Origin of the sequence: Psychrobacter sp. P11G5, assembly GCF_001593305.1 — a bacterium.
Taxonomy (GTDB): Bacteria; Pseudomonadota; Gammaproteobacteria; order Pseudomonadales; family Moraxellaceae; genus Psychrobacter.
In genome coordinates this window covers 1,887,927-1,906,737 of record NZ_CP012533.1, presented here as the reverse complement: position 1 = coordinate 1,906,737, position 18,811 = coordinate 1,887,927, and the positions used below count along the sequence as shown (strand labels likewise).

12 protein-coding genes are annotated in these 18,811 nt (G+C 43.7%); 8 read left to right on the top strand and 4 right to left on the bottom strand.

The genetic code is table 11. The features are described from left to right. Positions 1-9 precede the first annotated feature (9 nt). Complete coding sequence (locus AK825_RS07730) at positions 10-669, top strand: cytochrome c (protein WP_149038793.1); 660 nt, start codon at positions 10-12, stop codon at positions 667-669. A gap of 80 nt (positions 670-749) precedes the next feature. Here AK825_RS07730 and AK825_RS07725 read toward each other — a convergent pair whose 3' ends face one another. The 4 genes from AK825_RS07725 to tolQ form a co-directional block, all read right to left on the bottom strand. After that, positions 750-2,042, bottom strand: coding sequence for a PD40 domain-containing protein (locus tag AK825_RS07725; protein WP_068036006.1), 1,293 nt, complete (start codon positions 2,040-2,042; stop codon positions 750-752). Between the two features lie 136 nt (positions 2,043-2,178). Further along, positions 2,179-3,195: a cell envelope integrity protein TolA gene (locus AK825_RS07720; RefSeq protein ID WP_227514035.1), complete on the bottom strand. Its 1,017-nt coding sequence runs from the start codon at positions 3,193-3,195 to the stop codon at positions 2,179-2,181. A gap of 92 nt (positions 3,196-3,287) precedes the next feature. Beyond that, a complete protein-coding gene (gene tolR, locus AK825_RS07715; RefSeq protein WP_068036002.1) occupies positions 3,288-3,746 on the bottom strand; it encodes a protein TolR in 459 nt (152 codons plus the stop codon). Beyond that, on the bottom strand, positions 3,743-4,480 hold the full coding sequence (gene tolQ, locus AK825_RS07710; protein ID WP_068036000.1) for a protein TolQ: 738 nt from the start codon (positions 4,478-4,480) through the stop codon (positions 3,743-3,745). The genes tolR and tolQ overlap by 4 nt, the downstream gene beginning before the upstream one ends. Positions 4,481-5,006: 526 nt before the next feature. Between tolQ and AK825_RS07705 the strand changes: the two genes are divergently transcribed. The 7 genes from AK825_RS07705 to AK825_RS07675 all read left to right on the top strand — a co-directional run bounded on the left by AK825_RS07705 (position 5,007) and on the right by AK825_RS07675 (position 18,782). After that, on the top strand, positions 5,007-6,302 hold the full coding sequence (locus tag AK825_RS07705; RefSeq protein ID WP_068035998.1) for an NCS2 family permease: 1,296 nt from the start codon (positions 5,007-5,009) through the stop codon (positions 6,300-6,302). Positions 6,303-7,228: 926 nt separating this feature from the next. After that, positions 7,229-10,513: a bifunctional proline dehydrogenase/L-glutamate gamma-semialdehyde dehydrogenase PutA gene (putA, locus tag AK825_RS07700; RefSeq protein ID WP_068035996.1), complete on the top strand. Its 3,285-nt coding sequence runs from the start codon at positions 7,229-7,231 to the stop codon at positions 10,511-10,513. An 11-nt stretch (positions 10,514-10,524) separates the two neighbouring features. Beyond that, positions 10,525-11,214, top strand: coding sequence for a 1-pyrroline-5-carboxylate dehydrogenase (locus AK825_RS07695; RefSeq protein WP_068035993.1), 690 nt, complete (start codon positions 10,525-10,527; stop codon positions 11,212-11,214). A gap of 435 nt (positions 11,215-11,649) precedes the next feature. Beyond that, positions 11,650-13,011: a nucleobase:cation symporter-2 family protein gene (locus AK825_RS07690; RefSeq protein ID WP_068035990.1), complete on the top strand. Its 1,362-nt coding sequence runs from the start codon at positions 11,650-11,652 to the stop codon at positions 13,009-13,011. Positions 13,012-13,316: 305 nt separating this feature from the next. After that, positions 13,317-15,083: an FAD binding domain-containing protein gene (locus AK825_RS07685; protein WP_068035988.1), complete on the top strand. Its 1,767-nt coding sequence runs from the start codon at positions 13,317-13,319 to the stop codon at positions 15,081-15,083. After that, positions 15,080-17,668, top strand: a complete 2,589-nt coding sequence (gene xdhB, locus AK825_RS07680) for a xanthine dehydrogenase molybdopterin binding subunit (RefSeq protein ID WP_068035986.1) — start codon at positions 15,080-15,082, stop codon at positions 17,666-17,668. The genes AK825_RS07685 and xdhB overlap by 4 nt, the downstream gene beginning before the upstream one ends. Then, positions 17,661-18,782 (top strand): XdhC family protein, encoded by a 1,122-nt coding sequence (locus tag AK825_RS07675; protein WP_068035984.1) that lies wholly within the window; start codon positions 17,661-17,663, stop codon positions 18,780-18,782. The genes xdhB and AK825_RS07675 overlap by 8 nt, the downstream gene beginning before the upstream one ends. Positions 18,783-18,811 lie beyond the last annotated feature (29 nt).

Sequence of the window (18,811 nt, the reverse complement as noted above, 5' to 3'; positions counted from 1 at the left end):
ATGGATATGATGAGATTACACCCAATTGAACCATCTCGTCCGCTCAAGTTGTGTAGAACGGCAATCATCTTAGTTATCGGAGGTGCAGCTACCTTGTCAGCCTGTAGTTCGTATACTAAAGAAAAGGCGACTACTATTGCCAGTCAACAATCAGCACCAGTGATATTTGACAATCAGGCTAGCCGTAATAATGGCGCATGGGGTGGGGTGTATATGTCGAAAGCAGCGCTTGCCCGCCCGCCTATGAATATCGTCAATGTTAGCTCGATACCAAAGATGCAGAATGATGCCAACTTACAAAAATGGCTCGCAAAATTTGAAGGTAGCTCACAAGGTAAAACAGGCTTTTTTACGATGAATGGTAAAAAGCTCTATGAGGACTCCTGCGCGGGTTGTCATATGCAAAAAGGCGAAGGTGCGCAAGGGGCAGGCTACTATCCGCCGCTAGCCAATAATAGTAAGATGCAATCAAAATACTATATCATTAGCGTTGTGATGAATGGTTTGCGCGGTATGCCATCCTTTCATAGTATGATGAATGATGAGCAAATAGCGGCTGTGACTCAATACGTGCATAGCGATCTGAATAAATTTACGGATACGGTCACTGCGGCTAACGTTGTCCAATTACGCCATGAATTTCCACCGGGTGCGGATCCTAGTGAGTAAGCTTGTTATCATAAACAAAAAAAGCGTCTGATAAATAAGTTATCAGATGCTTTTTTTTAAAACGTTACGAAGTAATAAAATTATTGCGGGCTGGCTGACCATACCGGTGAGCGGATAATGCCTTGACCAGACTTACCGAATGACTCACCACCATTTAATGACTTAATGGTTAATACGCCTTTCCCGCCTTGAGTTGAGGCATATACCACACGCTTACCATTAGGTGAGAAGCTTGGAGCCTCATCAATACCGGTATTACCCAAATTAGCAGTCACTGCACCGTTACTGTTCATAATTGCAGCTGAGCGCCCACTCAAAAAGGCAATTTGCGTGCCGTCACTACTAAACTGCGGACTGGTTGCATAACCACTACTAGATACTTTGGTTGTCCGACCTGAGCCAAACTCATAGCGATAAATTTGTGGCTTATTAAAGCCTGCTCTATCAGAAACAAATACAAAAGACTTACCATCCGGCGCATAATTTGGTTGCACTTCACTGCTTGGCCAGTTTGTCAGCTTTTTAAGGTTGCCACCACCTGCGCTCATCTCATAAATATCAGCACTACCTTCAAAACTGCTGGAGAATAGTATTTTACTACCGTCAGGGGAGAAAGATGGGCTTAGGTTACTGCCTTTATATGGAGTAACAACAGTGGCCGCGCCGCCACTCACATTTTGTACATAAATTAATGGATAGGATTTGTCGCGCTGTACTGTATAGGCAATACGCGAAGCATCAGGTGACCATGCTGGCGAAAATATTGAGCCTGTGACTTCAGTGATGGTTCTAGCGTTTTCACCATCGGCGTCCATGACTTTTAAGCGAGATATCTTATCTTTGCCGCGTCCAGTCTCTTCAATATAAGCAATACGCCCTGAGAAGTCACCCGGCGTGCCAGTAACAAGCTCATAAACTTTATCCGCGATAACGTGCGCTGCATAACGCAAACTTTCTTGATTGTTATCCGCACTTAAGCTTTGCTTACCTTGAAGCACGCGACCAGATTTGACATCAATCACTTCATAGTTAGTCTCGATTTTACCGCGATTGGTACGGGTGCTACCGACTACTAGATAAGGAATACCTAAGCTTTGCCATACTGGTAATGTCCCAGCGAGCTCGCTACTACTACGCGGTTGCTGCGGTAAATTTTTGCTAGTAACGTTGAGCTCAGTTCTACTCAAGTCGTTTAAGATAATGGGCGATAGCACAGAATCACCAGCGAAAGGCACAAAAGCGACCTGATTTTGTTGTACTGGAATCTCATAATCTAATTCTAGTACGACAGGGGCAGCGTATAAGCTAGGAGCAACAAGTAGGCTTGAGGCACTGGCAAGTAAAGTAATCAAAAGTTTTTTGTGAGTACGCATGACTGAATTTAGCTCCTAGAATAAGGTGGTAATCGTTTTTTATATACTTTAATTGAGTATCACGGTAAGACAATATCACAACTGACGCAAGTTTTTTAAGATGAAATTGGCAATAAACTAGGAGTTTGCTATGTTATCAATTACTGCCCTTGAACTGTACCGTAAAGGTAGGATATTTAGGGTCGTCAGTATCAATCGGTAAATTACGGGTACTCAGTACTGCTTGTTTAGCAGCTTCGTTTACAGCTGGATCAGAGCCTGAAACAGAGACATTGACCACATCACCATTGCTATTGACTGTTATCGTTAACGTCGCACGTTGGGTTGAACCCTTAGCCGCTATGGGTGGGTTATAATTGCGTCTGATTAAGTTAATAATCTCACTATTGCTCGCACCGCGACTCCCACCTGACGCATTGCTATTACTACCAGCTGATTGCCCTGAGGTAGTGGTACTTCCAGATACCGTTGACTGTCCATCGGATAAGCTAAAATTCTTGCCAGCACTACTTGAGTGACCAGTATCTATCTCTAAATTGGACTGTGTATTATTAGGGCGTTTGATTTTGGGTGGATTGTTCTCTGTATTTCGAAATGATTTCAGTCGAGCGCGCTCAGCATCAAGCTCATTTTGTTTCTGTTGTTCAACCTCATTAAGCTCTGCTAACGCTGACTCATCTAGCTGCGCTGCCAATTCAGCTATATTACGCTCATACTCTTGCATTTGCTCAGTACGTCGCTGATGCTGCTCTTGACTCATTAATACTGGACGATCAGCTGGGTCATCAGAGCGAGTAAATATAGACTCTCTTTGGGTGTTTGGTGGTACGTTTGTTTGGCTGGCATTGCTACTGCTATTTGCATTCATTTGTTCAATGGCAACTGCACTGCCATCACTACTACTAGCTGCTTGCATCGCTGCACGATTGGCTAATATCTGCCCTTGCATTTCAGCCAACTCTCCCGGTGTGACCATGGTAGTTTCAATATTACCCACGGTTTCTAATTCGGGCGATTGGTAGGTATAGATCAGTATTCCAAGCACAATGCCATGTGCCAACAAGCTCAATATCATGGGCAGTGTCAGCCCATTACCTTCTGGCGGAGTTGGGACATAAACGGCAGGAGCATTATTCATGGTTTTGATACTCATTGACGTGTTTCATCAGATTGTCTGCTTTGTTAAACTAAGCGTATATAGAGGCAAGTGTGTGCAGAGTACAGTAGATTTTTTAGTTAAGGCTATTATAACGTAGGTGTGGGCAGGGGAGCACCTGTTAATAGTCCTACTTTTTGAATACCTGCCTGCTGCAAGTTTGCCATTAAGGTCATAATTGAACCATATTGGTTATTCTGATCTGCATTAATCATTACCTGAAGCGGTTGCACGCCAGCGTTGCTATTTTGCGACTGTAAATTGGATAAAGTATTAATCAGTTCTGGCTCACTGATAGGCATGTCTATATTGTTCTCATAACTGATAAAAATCTCACCGCTACTTGTTAACGATACGATAACAGGTAGCTGATTTTGACTCATTGCATTGGTCTGCTCTTTTGGCAAATCAACATCGACCCCTGTCGTCAGCATCGGTGTTGTCACCATAAATATCACCAATAACACCAGCATAACGTCGATATAAGGTACGACATTCATTTCAGCGTTGAGCGCTTTTTTCTTGCGGCTATAGGGGTTTGGTTTCATAGCCCTGTCACCTGACCTGCGCCAATTATAGTCTCAGTAATTTTATTCTCTTTATGCAGTGCATTTTGGCTACTGGTCTCACGCTGTAACATACCCGTCATCTCATCGCAAAATAGTGCACGCGACTCATAAAGCTGGCCTGATTTTGCAGTGAAATGGTTATACGCTAGCACGGCTGGAATAGCAGCAAACAGCCCCATTGCAGTAGCAATAAGCGCTTCGGCAATACCGGGAGCTACGGAGGCAAGTGTAGCTTGTTCCGTTTGTGAAAGACCTAAAAAGGCATTCATGATACCCCAGACCGTTCCAAATAAACCAACATAAGGCGCTACCGAACCAATGCTGGCAAGGGTAGTGATTCCTGACTCAAGCAACTGTTGCTGACGACCAAGTCCAACCCGCAGCTTACGCTCAACGCCATCAATAATGTCATCTTTAGGTTGGCGTTTTTTGTGCATTCTTAAGTATTCAGAAAAACCAACATAAAAAATCTGCTCAAGGCCTTGACGCTCAGGAGAGCCTTGAACACCTTGGTACAGCTTGGCCAAATCTTCGCCCGACCAAAACCAAGTCTCAAACTGCTCATCGAAGTTTTTGGCCGTGCCAAGACGAGCGCTTAAGCGAAAAATAATGACCCAACTAACCAAAGATGCTAGTAGCAATAGTCCCATCACAATCTGCACGAGCAGGCTGGCTTGAGTAATAAGATCTATAATGTTTAATGATTCAGGCATGTAACAGACTCACTGGTAATTAACAATAACTGACTAAAATAATGATGCTGAAGCCAGATAACCTTAAGGAACTACAATAAAAACGATAATTTAATACTTATTATGTATGATCAAATATCATGTATTTTCATATTAATTTCAATCACTTATTATGAAAATAACCGCTCAATCCAAGTGTGATATTTGCCGTAACAATATTTCAACCCCCTAGTTTACTGCTAAATGCTTAAAAGGTCATTATTAATATGTTAAATGGTCAGTAGACAGATTTTTAATTTGTTGTTTGATAATACGTTCTTACCGTGTACTATTGTTTATAAATAGAATTTAGTTTTGGTTTTGGACGCGTAAGGCATGGGTAATGATTGAATTTGTGCGCTAATTTCTCTAGAATGTTGCGCTTTGTTACCACTGCCTTTTGATAATGACGTCGCAATTCCTTTGCTGACGTCATATTTACTTTAGGCACTATATTTTAAACACCATCAAACCTGTTCTTTTCACTGGCCAGTCGGAATCGACCCTTATGAATGCACTTGAGCGCTATTTTGGAATTAATGGTGACAATACCACGATCAAAACGGAAATTGTTGCTGGTATAACGACCTTTTTGACGATGGCTTACATTATCTTTGTCAACCCTAACATATTGGCAGAAGCCGGTATGGATAAGGGGGCAGTGTTCGTTGCTACCTGTCTAGCCGCTGCGATAGGCTGTTTTATAATGGGCATCTATGCCCGCCTGCCTGTCGCCTTAGCACCGGGCATGGGTCTTAACGCCTTCTTTACCTATGGCGTGGTTTTGGGTATGGGCCATGCATGGCAAACTGCGCTCGGTGCTGTATTCTTATCGGGTTGTATATTTATACTTTTAAGCTTATTTAAGATTCGGGAATGGATTATAAATTCTATTCCAATGGCTCTGAAACAGGGTGTTATTGCAGGTATCGGTGCATTTTTAGCATTTATTGCGCTACAAAGCTCTGGTGTCATCGTTGGGCAAGATGCAACCTTGGTTACCCTCGGTGATATGACGTCATTTGGACCAATGATGGCTGCTATAGGCTTTTTCGTTATTATCGGTCTATCTTACAAAAAAATCCCTGGAGCGGTAACGATTGGTATTTTACTGGTCGCTTTGATTAGTCTGTTGGCAGGTCATACTGAGTTCACTGGTGTTATGTCCACACCACCATCCATTGCACCCACACTTATGCAGCTTGATATTGCTGGTGCGTTTGACGTGAGCATGATCAGTGTCATTTTTGCTTTCCTATTTGTTGATTTGTTCGATACCGCCGGTACGCTAGTGGCTACTACGAGCCAAGCCAACTTAATTGATAAAGACGGTAAGATCCCTAATATGGGCAAAGCACTGCTAGCGGATTCTACAGCGACGGTTACCGGTGCGATGCTCGGAACTTCATCGACTACGAGCTATGTTGAAAGTGTCGCGGGTATTGCAGCAGGTGGTCGCACGGGACTCATGGCAGTGACGGTCGGGGTGTTGTTTCTATTAAGTACTTTCTTTGCACCGCTGGCTGGTATGATTCCAGCTTATGCTACCGCTGGTGCTATCTTTTATGTAGCTGTGCTGATGCTAGGTACGCTAAAAGATATCAACTGGGGCGATTTAACGGATGCAGCGCCCGTTGTCGTCGTTCTTTTGTTCACTCCATTAACATACTCTATCGCTGATGGTATTGCGCTTGGTTTTATTACCTTTACTGCGGTGAAGTTAATAGCTGGCAAACTTAATGAAGTGACTATCGCAGTATGGGTGCTAACGATAATCTTACTTGCCAAGATTATATGGCTATAGTTTTTTAGGTTATTTATAAGCTCTTATTAATAAGTGCTATGTTTCTAAGAAGTGTATTTACAGACAGCTAGACAGCATTACCCACTCCTAAACCCTCTTTATCTTTCTTTGATAAAGAGGGTTTTTTGGTTAGAGGCTAGGGCGTGTCCTCAATCTGAACGAGTGAACCTCTAATGGGCTAAAAATGGCTATATTTCCGTCACTCTTTGAAAATTTCTAGACAATATGTTCATATTCTCTGCAAAATTTCCTTTGATTGACAAAAACCTATCTCATTTTTATTACCGTTATCAAAATGAGGACAAGCCCTAGGGTATTTTTTGGCGAGAAATTCGTAATTATTACAGTTAGAAATAGTGCTTAATAGTTAATAGCAAACAAAAAACCATAAATTAAATAGCTTCAAGAACTTTGTGCTGCTATCTATTTGTTTTTAAATGATATATTTATTAATATAAATGACCGATAATGTTAGTTTGAAAAATTATTTCATGATAATATGGCGGAGTTAAGCGCATCACCTCAATCAACGCCGTAGAGGTTTTTCTTACAGTGAATTAGCGTCATATAAGATCGCAATTTTGGGTTCATTAATTTCATATTAAAGCCATTAATTGTCGATTGCACTCCTTTCACTACAAACAAGAAGAAGGCACTAATGCCGCTTAACTGTTCGTTGTTGCCTTTGAATTGTTAACGTAGTATTTTTTAACAATCGAACGACCTACTTAACCCTCTCCAGCTTATGCTGGATTTGCTCGTTTTGTGATGGCGTTGTTTGGTCTCTTATAAGTAGCTATCATTGATAGGTATTTGTTGCCGCTATTTGGCTGAATGTTTAATCGCTTTATCCTAAATGTTTAAGTCATTAAGAGTCCACACGCACCATTTATTATGGTTTTTTTAACGATAGTTATGGAGTTGGTATGAACCCAATAGACCAGTTTACACCCAAAGAGCCTATTTTATTTGATCCTATCGATTTGCTTGCACCTGAGTATATTACTCAGTCGGCAGATGACCTGTATGCGCGTATTTCACCGTTATATAGTGTCGATGAAGACCGCTGGTTGACCAAGTTGCTACCACTAGCTAAGCCTAGTGATAAAGAGCGAGATGATGCTAGCGAGCAGACGCGCAAGCTGGTTGAGTATGTGCGTAATGACGGTAAAGCTATCAAGATGGTAGATTCATTGTTGCTCGAGTATAGCCTTGATACCCAAGAAGGTATCTTGCTAATGAGCTTGGCTGAAGCATTGATTCGGGTGCCAGATAACTATACGGCTGATGCGTTAATCCGTGACAAGATGAGCGTGGCGGATTGGAAAAAACATCTCAAAGATGACAATGGTTTTATGGTCAATGCTTCGACTTGGGGCATGATGATGACCGGTCGTGTGGTAAGTATTGATAGTAGTACCACAGCATCTGGGTTTTTGGATCGCATGACTAAAAAGATGGGCGAGCCGATGATTCGCGGTGCGATGCAAAAAGCCATGCGCATTATGGGGCATCAGTTTGTATTGGGCGAGACTATTGAGGACGCTAATAAAAACAGCCAACCTTACCGTAATAAAGGCTATACCTATTCGTTCGATATGTTAGGCGAAGCAGCCATTACCCATAAGGATGCCGAAAAATACTTCAATGACTATCTGCATGCGATTAAATCTACTGCTGATGTTAAAGTCAAAGAAGGTATGCCTAAGCCGTCCGTATCTATCAAGCTGTCTGCCTTGCATCCACGCTATGAAGCGACGCAAGAAGCGCAGGTTTTAGGGCTATTACGTCAGCGCTGCTTATTACTCATTGAAGCCGCTCGTGAAGTCAATGTCGATATCAGTATTGATGCCGAAGAAGCGGATCGTTTAGAGATTTCTCTCAAATTATTTGAATCGCTGTATCGTGATTCATTAACCGCTGGCTGGGATGGCCTAGGGCTAGTCGTTCAAGGTTACTCAAAGCGGGCTATTGCGATATTTGCATGGCTTGCGCGCTTGGCTACAGAAGTTGGTGACCGTATCCCACTACGTCTAGTCAAAGGCGCTTATTGGGATACAGAAATTAAGCTTGCGCAGCAAAAAGGCTTGTCAGGCTATCCAGTCTGGACACGTAAAGAAGGCACGGATACCGCATATCTTGCTTGTGCTCGCTTCTTACTATCAGATCATCTACGTGGTCTAATTTGGCCGCAGTTTGCTACTCATAACGCCCATACTTTGGCATCAGTGATGACCATGAGTACGCATAGAGACTTTGAGTTCCAGCGTCTACATGGTATGGGGGATGCACTCTATGACCATATCTTGCAATCTTACAATATTCCTGTACGTATCTATGCACCCGTTGGCGCGCATGAAGACTTACTGCCATATCTAGTACGCCGCTTGCTTGAAAATGGTGCGAATAGCTCATTTGTACATCAGTTATTAGATAAATCTTATCCGATTGATAAGCTAACGGTGCACCCGTACGACAAGCTACTGGCCAATGATAATCTGCATAATCCAGAGATTCCGTTACCATTGGATATCTATGGCACGCGCCGTGCTAGCTTTGGGCCTAATATATTTGTAGAGTCGCAGTGGTATCCGCTCAAAACAGCTATCGATAGTCATTTGCACAAAACATGGTCAGCGGCACCTATCATCAATGGTCAAGCAGTTAGCGCATATGAAGTGGATGGTGCAGCGCATCAGCTCGATAGCCATACAGTACGTGCGCCTTGGAACCATGAAGTTGTTGCTGGTGAAGTACAATATGCCAATGCTGAATTAGCTCGTCAAGCAATCGACGTTGCTGTGGCTGGGCAAGTGAAGTGGCAAGCAGTATCTGCATCTGAGCGTGCAGCTATCTTACGCAAAACTGCCGATTTATATGAAGAGAACTACGCTGAGTTAATGGCGCTATGTCAAATTGAAGCGGGTAAAACCACGCAAGACAGCATTGATGAGATTAAAGAGGCGGTTGATTTTTGCCGTTTTTATGCTGATGAGGCTGAGCGCCTAAATGATGTCACTCACGAGTTTACAGACTTAGCTGGCAAGCAATCACGCCAAGTTTATAAGGCACGTGGCACATTTATATGTATCAGTCCGTGGAACTTCCCACTAGCGATTTACACAGGTCAGATCGTTGCTGCACTAGCAGCGGGTAATACCGTCGTGGCAAAGCCTGCTGAACAAACCAGCTTAATCGCTCATTTTGGTGCACAGCTGATGTATCAAGCTGGCGTACCAGCAGAAGCGTTGCAGTTTGTCACTGGTGCTGGCGAAGTAGGCGGGGCCTTGACAGCAGCGGATAATATATCTGGCGTGATCTTTACTGGCTCAACGCAAACAGCGCAGCGTATTAACCAAAGCCTAAATGATCATGCGCAAACGAGTGGCGAGCTACCAATTTTGATCGCTGAAACTGGTGGTCAAAATGCCATGATCGTCGATTCCACGGCATTGCCTGAACAGGTGGTTAGGGATGCAGTATTGTCAGCATTTGGCTCGGCAGGACAGCGCTGTTCAGCATGTCGTATTCTATGCGTACAAGAAGACGTGGCAGATGGCTTGATTGAGTTGCTCCAAGGTCATATGGCAGAGCTGGTCGTAGGAAATCCAACTTACGTCGCTACAGATGTCGGTCCAGTGATTGACGCAGATGCCAAGCAAGGACTTGAGAGTCATATTGAGCGTATGAAGTCTGAACCGACAGCGACTATCTTGGCGCAAACGCCTATGAGTGCCAGTTCAGTGGTCAGTGAAGAGCAATCTACCTTTGTATTGCCAACAGCGATTGAGGTACAAACCATCGACGTTATCGGTGGCGAGCACTTTGGCCCGATATTGCATGTACTACGTTACAACGCGCGTGACTTAGATCAGCTTATCGATGCCATTAATGCAACAGGCTTTGGTTTAACCTTAGGTATTCATAGCCGTATTGAAAATATCGTCGAGCATATTGAGCGCCGTACTGTCGTAGGTAATACTTACATCAACCGTAATCAGATTGGTGCTGTGGTCAACGTCCAACCTTTCGGTGGTTGTGGCCTATCAGGCACGGGTCCAAAAGCAGGTGGCCCACATTATGTCGCACGTTTGATGAAACTAAGTTCTGAACAGCTAAGTGCTGACAAACTAGGCTCTGAACAACTAAGCTCTAAAACATCAAATACAGCAAATAATACAACATCAACCACTCAAACAGAACTCGCATAAGGAGTAGCAACATGGCGACTGAATTTAAAAAAAATCATGCCCAAGTTTGTGAAGCTTGGCGACTACTTGGCGCAGTGCAGCGTGCTACTTATCTTGAAGCTGCTATTCCCAAGCTGGCATTGTTCACCGGTGATGCCAATAAAGCGCGTCGCTTATTCAATCATCTATTGAGCGCTGCACCAAGTCTTGACGAAGTGCACCGCATGACAGGCGCTACTGGCGAGTCCAACGACTTGTATGTGACGGCTCGCGGTAAGACGATGGTTGTTGGTGGCGAATCAGCCAAAACGATGGCGGTACTGGGGCAGCTTATCGCAGCATTGCTAACGGGTAATGAGGTAATATTGCATTGCCCAAGCCAAGAAGAGATGTGTGCGGAAGCGGCGAAAGTGCTCTATGATACAGGTATCAGTGATGATGTGTTAAGTGTCGCAAATGACTCACAAACGATTACCTTGCTACACATCGATCGTCTCGCACAAGTAGCGGTTGCAGGCAGTCATGCTGAAGTACAAGAGATTAGTCAGACATTGGCTAATACTGACGGTATCTTGACGCAAGTGATTGCAGTGACAGATATGGAGGGCTTATCCGATATGCTCACGCCAGATTATTTGTACCGTTTTGTCACTGAACGTGTGCTAACCATCAATACGACTGCTATCGGTGGTAATGCAAGCTTGCTTGAGCTTGGGACATAATAACCTAGGACATAATAAAAAGTAACGTAATAAAAATCAAATAGTTACTCGCTAAGTATTTAGAAATTGCTTAGCGTTATTTAAATGACGGTTAATGTTTATTTACAAGGGCTTTAAAACTCTTGAAAAATAAGCGTTAACCGTTTTTTTTATGGTCAGCTCCAAAGTGCCTTAGGTCTTAGGAGATGAACTTTCAACATCTTACGAAACTATGTTTTAAAAATCTTATGAAGCTATGTTTTATAGCTTGTAGGCAAACAATAGTAGTGATACTATAAATAAAACCTGACTAAATAGTCATCTTTTAAATTAACGTTGTCACTAAAATTAAAATGCTTAAACGAAACCAGAATAAAGTAATTAGCGAGGCAACCTAAACCTATTAACAAGGATTGTTAGTAGACTTAAGACCATATTAATCAAGGATGATTAACAATGTCTAAATCGTTAGAATCCCAAAAAAACTCCGAGTTGATGTATCAACTCAATGACAAGCCAAGCTTCTGGCCGGCAAGTTTCGCCGCTTTACAACATCTACTAGCTAGTATCGTCGCTATTGTCACTCCCACCTTGATTGTCGCCGGAACCTTAGGTTTGGGTGATTACGTTCCCTATCTAATCAGCTGCGCTCTAATCTCCTCTGGGATTGGCACTTATATCCAATGTAAAAAAATAGGCCCTATAGGTGCTGGCATGCTCAGTTTACAAGGTACTAGCTTTGCTTTTTTGACTGCTATTATCGCTGCTGGACTGATTGTAAAAGGCCGTGGTGGTTCGCCAGAAGATATTTTGGCTACCATCTTTGGGGTTAGTTTTTGCGCTGCCTTTGTTGAGGTTGTTCTTAGCCGCTTTATTCACAAATTAAAAAGAATATTTACCCCTGTGGTTACTGGCACTATTATTATTCTTATTGGTGTTCCGCTGATTGAAGTCGCCATGACTGATATTGCAGGTGGCTTTGGTGCAGAGGACTTTGGCAGTTTGCAAAACCTGTTTTTAGGTATGGTTGTACTGGTGTCAGTGATTGTATTCAACCGCTCAAAAAACCCATTATTAAGACTTTCCTCCATTGTCATTGCTTTAATTTTGGGAATGTTAGCAGCCTTTTTTATGGGTAGGCTAGATTTTTCTTCCTTGAACAATGTTGGTTTTATTACTGTTCCCATCCCATTTAGGTTTGGTTTCCAGTTTGATATTGCCGCTTTCATTCCTATAGCCATTCTATATTGTGTTAGCGCCCTTGAGACTACTGGTGATCTAACAGCCAACGCTGTGGTTTCTAAAGAACCTGTCAAAGGCCCTATTTACCTTAATCGAATCCAAGGCGGTGTATTGGCAGATGGGGTAAATTCTATGATTGCTGCTACGTTAAATAGCATGCCGTCGACCACCTTTAGCCAAAACAATGGCGTCATTGCACTGACTGGCGTCGCCAGTCGTCATGTCGGTATCTACATTGCTGCCCTGATGATTATCATCGGATTATTTCCTATCTTTGGCGCTATATTGCAAACCATGCCTCAGCCGGTACTTGGCGGCGCAACGTTGGTGATGTTCGGGACAGTAGCGGTGGCTGGTATTAAAGTATTAGCTAGCGCCAAGCTTGACCGCCGTGATATGTTGATTATCGCTACCTCCGTGGGGATGGGCATCGGTGTATCTATGGTACCTGAGGTATTATCACAATTGCCTGAATTGATACGTAACGTGCTGATATCGCCTGTAGCAATAGGCGCTATTACTGCGATTTCATTAAGTTTATTTTTACCAGTGGACACCCAAGAGGATGATATATAGCCCATATCAAATAAAGGTGTTATGTGTTTTATATACACGTGAGGCTGATAAAAATTTCCTTGCTTGCTGTGCCTACGCAGACAGATGCTGCAAAAATTCCTATCAGCCATGCCGTAATATTGTCAAAGTAAATTGATTATATAACGCCCAAAATGTAGACAATAAAAACGTTGTTAAATGAAGTTATTGTGTGATATCTATTAAATATAGACTGATTGGTTTGCGCCATCTAGCAAGTGGTTATATTAACAATCTATTTAAGCTGTGTAATTTCACAAAGCCCAATTTTTTAGCCGAGTATTGCTATGATTAGTTTCTATCTGAACGGAAAGCGCCATGAGATAAGCCACCTCAATCCGAATACGACGGTACTTGAGTATCTGCGCTTGCACGAACATCAAACTGACACTAAAGAAGGCTGCGGTAGTGGGGATTGCGGCGCCTGTACCATTATGGCGCAACGCTTGCCTAATCATGCGACAAGCGATTCTAGTGACAGCACTCCTTTTTATACCTTCAACTCCTGTATTGCTCTATTGTCGCTGATGGATGGTCATCATTTAATGACCGCTTCTTATTTAGCGGACAATCCAGCACATCACCCAGAGCGGGCGCTATTACATCCTGCACAGCAGGCGATGGTTGACTGTCATGGCTCGCAATGCGGATTTTGTACCCCTGGTTTTGTGATGTCACTTGCGAATTTGTATGAAAACCATCGTATGCAACAACAAAAAAATGTCAAGCAGGGCAGTGCAAACGGTCAGCCAGCTAATGACAACTTAAGCTATGACGACCTAAATTATGATGATATTGTCGCTTCAATTTCAGGAAATCTATGTCGATGTACCGGTTATCGACCCATTATCGAAGCAGGACTGACGATGGGTAAAATTGGTCAGCAAAGAGCGGCTGATAAAATGGTAGCAAAAGATTTAACCATAAGCTTAGCTACGAATGCGATGGTGAGTAACAGTCAGTCGTTACCTAAAACTGCATCATTGGATACCTCGAATAAAGCGTCAACTATTGAGCCTGCCCTTGCTGAAGGGTCGCGGCAGCTATTCATTCCAAAGACAGTGGATGAGCTTAATCAGCTATTAACCGTATATCCAAGTGCAACAATTTGGGCCGGTGGTACGGATTTGGGGTTAAGCATTACGCAGCACTTGGTTGATCATGAAGTGATTATTCAGCTGTCTGCTATTGATGAGCTAAGAACATGGTCGCTTTCTGCTTCAAAGTCTAGCTCAACGACTGGTTCAAAGTCGTTGTCTGGGTTAGATAATTCCACTGATAATAAAGCAGCAGTACAAGAATTGACGTTTGGTGCGGGCATGACCTATCAGCAAATGCTGCCAATACTTGAGCAGTACTATCCTGCTTTTGCAGCACTATTCGCAAGAACGGCTTCACCGCAAATACGTAATATGGGTACGCTTGGCGGTAATATTGCCAATGCCTCACCAATAGGAGATTTACCGCCGATTTTACTGGCGTTAGAGGCACGCATTCATTTGCGTCATTGTAGCCCCAATAATATAGATGTTGGTGGCGAAGATGCCAGTGCTAAGGATGAAAGCAATGAACATAACAAAACATCTTATGTCGACGAGATAATACCTTTATCAGAATTTTTTCTAGATTATAAAAAGACCAAACTACGAGCAGGCAGTTACATTGTTGCCATCCATATGCCACTGATGCAGGATAATCAGCATCTATTTATTCATAAAATTAGTAAGCGTTATGAAGATGATATTTCTGCTTGTTTGGTTGCCGTAAGAATCGATCTGTCGGCAGAGGGTATGACTATTGACCATGCAAAAATAGGTCTGGGCGGTATGGCGGCTATACCATTATTAGCCAAGAATTGCCAGCAAGCACTCCTAGGCCAGCCCCTCGAGATTGCAAGTTTTAAGAAGGCTGCAAAAGCACTACCGATGGATGTCTCACCATTAACGGATGTCCGAGCCAGTCGTGAATATCGCTTGCATGTGGTACAACGTTTGTTGATGAAGTGTGGCAAGCAGCTGATAAAAGAGACGCAAACTGAGAGAGAATCATCATGAGCCATCAATCTTCCTTATTTGACAGTTACAGTATTCGCCGCGTACGTCCGCCTAAAAACAAAATCGGCACCTCTGCCAAACATGATAGTGCGATCAGTCACGTCATGGGGACGGCGACCTATGTGGATGATATCCTAAAGCCGCAAGGCACTTTACATCTGGTAGTCGGTAAAAGCAGTCACGCCCATGCTCGCGTAACCAGTATGGATCTCAGCGCTGTTAAAGCAGCTGACGGGGTGATTGATGTTTTAAGTTTTAAAGACTTACCCGCTCAGACGGATATCGGCGCTGTATTCGACGGTGAGCCATTGATGGTGGATGAGATCACAGAATACGTAGGACAGACGCTGTTTTTGGTTGTGGCAACCACTCACCGTGCCGCAAAAAAGGCAGTGCTCAAAGCAGTTGTAGAATATGAGCCATTATCAGCGATACTGAGTATTGATGAGGCTTTAGAGCAGGAGCAGTTTGTACGTCCAAGTCACTTTATGCAGCGCGGTGATACCAATGCAGCACTTGCAAATGCGCCTATGCGTATCGCAGGCCATATTCATATGCTGGGACAAGAGCACTTTTATCTTGAAGGACAAGTCTCCTATGTCGTGCCTTGTGATGATGGCGGGCTTGAAGTTTATACCTCATCGCAGCATCCGAGTGAGGTGCAGCAGCTGGTCGCTGAGGTGACAGATTTGCCGTTTCATGCAGTCAATACAGTAGTGCGCAGAATGGGCGGCGGTTTTGGCGGCAAAGAAACCCAAGCAGCGGCATGGGCATGCTTTTGCGGTATCGTTGCCAAGCGTCACAATGTACCTGTCAGTATGCGCTTGGATCGCCAAGATGATATGGTAGTGACCGGTAAACGCCACGAATTTGCTAACCGTTATGAGGTCGGCGTTGACGAGTCAGGGCAAATCCTTGGCGTCTATATGCAGCTGGCTGGCTTGTGTGGTTATGCGCCAGATTTGTCCGATGCTATCGTCGATCGAGCGATGTTCCACTGTGATAACGCTTATTATTATCCAGCTGCGCAGGTGGCAGGGCATCGTTGCAAGACACATACGGTGTCAAACACTGCTTATCGAGGTTTTGGTGGGCCTCAAGGTCTGATGACTGCCGAATATATGATGGATCATATTGCCTATACTTTAGGCAAAGACCCTCTGCAAGTGCGTTTGATGAACCTCTACCAAAATGGCCAAAGTACTCATTATGGACAGCCGATCGAGCATTTTGATTTGGCAACGATTATGGAGACATTGGCAAAAGATTGTGATTATAAGCAGCGTCGTCAGCAGATGATAAAAGCCAATGAGCAAGCCAAAGCAGAAGGCAGCGATAAGCGTCTTGGCATTGCCTTAACGCCTGTGAAGTTTGGCATCTCGTTTACCGTGCAGACGCTCAATCAAGCAGGCGCTCTGGTACATATTTATACCGATGGCAGCATCCACCTTAATCATGGTGGGACAGAGATGGGGCAAGGGTTATTTGTCAAAATTGCTCAAATCGTCGCCAATGAGTTTGACGTGGACTTGGATACCGTAAAAGTATCCGCAACACGTACCGACAAAGTGCCTAATACCTCACCGACTGCGGCTTCATCAGGCACCGATATCAATGGTAAAGCCGCGCAAAACGCTTGTTTAACCATCAAAGCACGTATCGTCGAGTTTGCCGCTGAGTATTTTGAAGTGGCGCAAGAAGACATACGTTTTGAGCGCAATCATGTCTATATTGGTGATAAGGAAGATTTTACTTTTGCTGAAATGGTGCAGTTAGCGTATCAGCACCGCGTTAGCCTATCTTCTACTGGCTATTATAAAACGCCAAAGATATTTTACGACCGCTCTAAAGCGTGGGGTCGACCTTTCTTTTACTTTGCTTTAGGTGCTGCGTGTTCTGAAGTTGAAATAGATACGTTAACTGGTGAGTATCAAGTGTTGCGCTGCGATATCCTGCATGATGCAGGGCAGTCGATTAATCCTGCTATTGATATTGGACAGATTGAAGGCGGCTTTGTGCAAGGCATGGGTTGGCTCACAACGGAGGAGCTTACTTGGGATAAAAAGGGCACGCTAGCATCTAATAGTCCTGCCAATTATAAGATTCCAACGTCACATGATTTGCCAAAACAATTTAAAGTTAAACTGTACGATCGTAAAAATGAAGAGCAAACCATTTATAACTCTAAAGCAGTTGGCGAGCCACCTTTTATGCTGGCAGCTAGCGTTTGGTGTGCGATCAATAATGCAGTTGCAAGCTTGAATGATTATAAGAAAAACCCAGAGCTTACGATGCCCGCGACCCCAGAGGCGGTATTAAAAGCGGTGATGCGCATGCAAGGCGAGGCGTGGGAAATTGACACGAATGTAAACTTTGATGCGCTTGATAGTTTGACTAAAGATGAGGAGGACGACTGCGGTATTGACGATGATAAAGTTAAGCCACAACTCGTGCCGCATGCCGAAGATATCGATCCGCCAGAGGTCGAAGGTCAGACAGTCGACGATCAGCCAGAAGCGATAGAGCATCCTAACGTAGCGGGTTCAAGAGGCCCTGCACATAGTGAGCCTACGCACAGTGAATAATTCATTATTGCCACCAGTGCCAATACCAGTACCAGTACGTTGGTATGATGGTCTAGCACAATATCAGCAGCAAGGATCTGCGCACGTGTTGGCGACTGTCGTTGCGGTCAATGGTTCTGCGCCCCGAGCGCTACAGGCGAAAATGGTGGTCACCCATGATAACTGTTGCGATACGCTCGGTGGCGGCGGTCTTGAGCATGATGTTGTTGCGACAGCACGGCAATTGCTAAATGGTGAGATAGATACAACCATACCAAAAACTTCTAAAAGAGATAAAGGTGTCAATAAGAGTATCGACAATGACAATGATAACGATAACGACAGTGATTCGACGCCATCTAAAGTGGTAAGACGCGATACTGTTTATACCAAGCATTATCCGCTAGGCGCAAAGTTGGCGCAGTGCTGCGGTGGTAGTGTCACCGTTATGTTTGAATGTTTCAACGTGACGCCACCGATGTCGATATTGGTATTTGGAGCAGGGCATGTGGCAGCAGCGTTGATGACGATACTGGCAGAGCTACCTTGCCAAGTCGATTGGGTAGATAGTCGCCCTGAGATGTTTGAGCGTTATTTATTAGAAAATTCTAATTTGCCAAATAAATCTATTAAAACAGAAGGCTTAACTCAAACACTAGAAACCCAGCCAAGCTTAAATCAGCCTAAGCTTTATAATCTTCCTGCCCATATCCGTCCGCATATTGACGATGATCCTGTTGATTTCATTCGCCCGTTTATTGAGCCATTTCTTGAACAAAGCGGTCAGCGTTTTATTTTGGTTATGACCCATGATCATAGTCTTGATTTTGAGCTTGTACGTACCGCTTTGGATGCTAGTTCAGAGGCAAACCGTTTAGCAACTAATCTCGATAATGATGATTTAGGTAACGATCTAGATAATGACTATTCAAAAATATCTATGCCTTATATCGGTTGTATTGCCTCGGCAACTAAAGCAGAGCGTTTTAAAAATCGTCTGCTGCAACGTGGTTATGATAAGCAGATAGTCGATCAACTAACTATGCCCATAGGACTACCAATCGGTGGTAAAGAACCTATGGCCGTTGCCGTATCTATCACTGCGCAAATTTTGCAGCATTATCATCAAAAATAATCCATAAGTGATAGACCATCAATACTGAT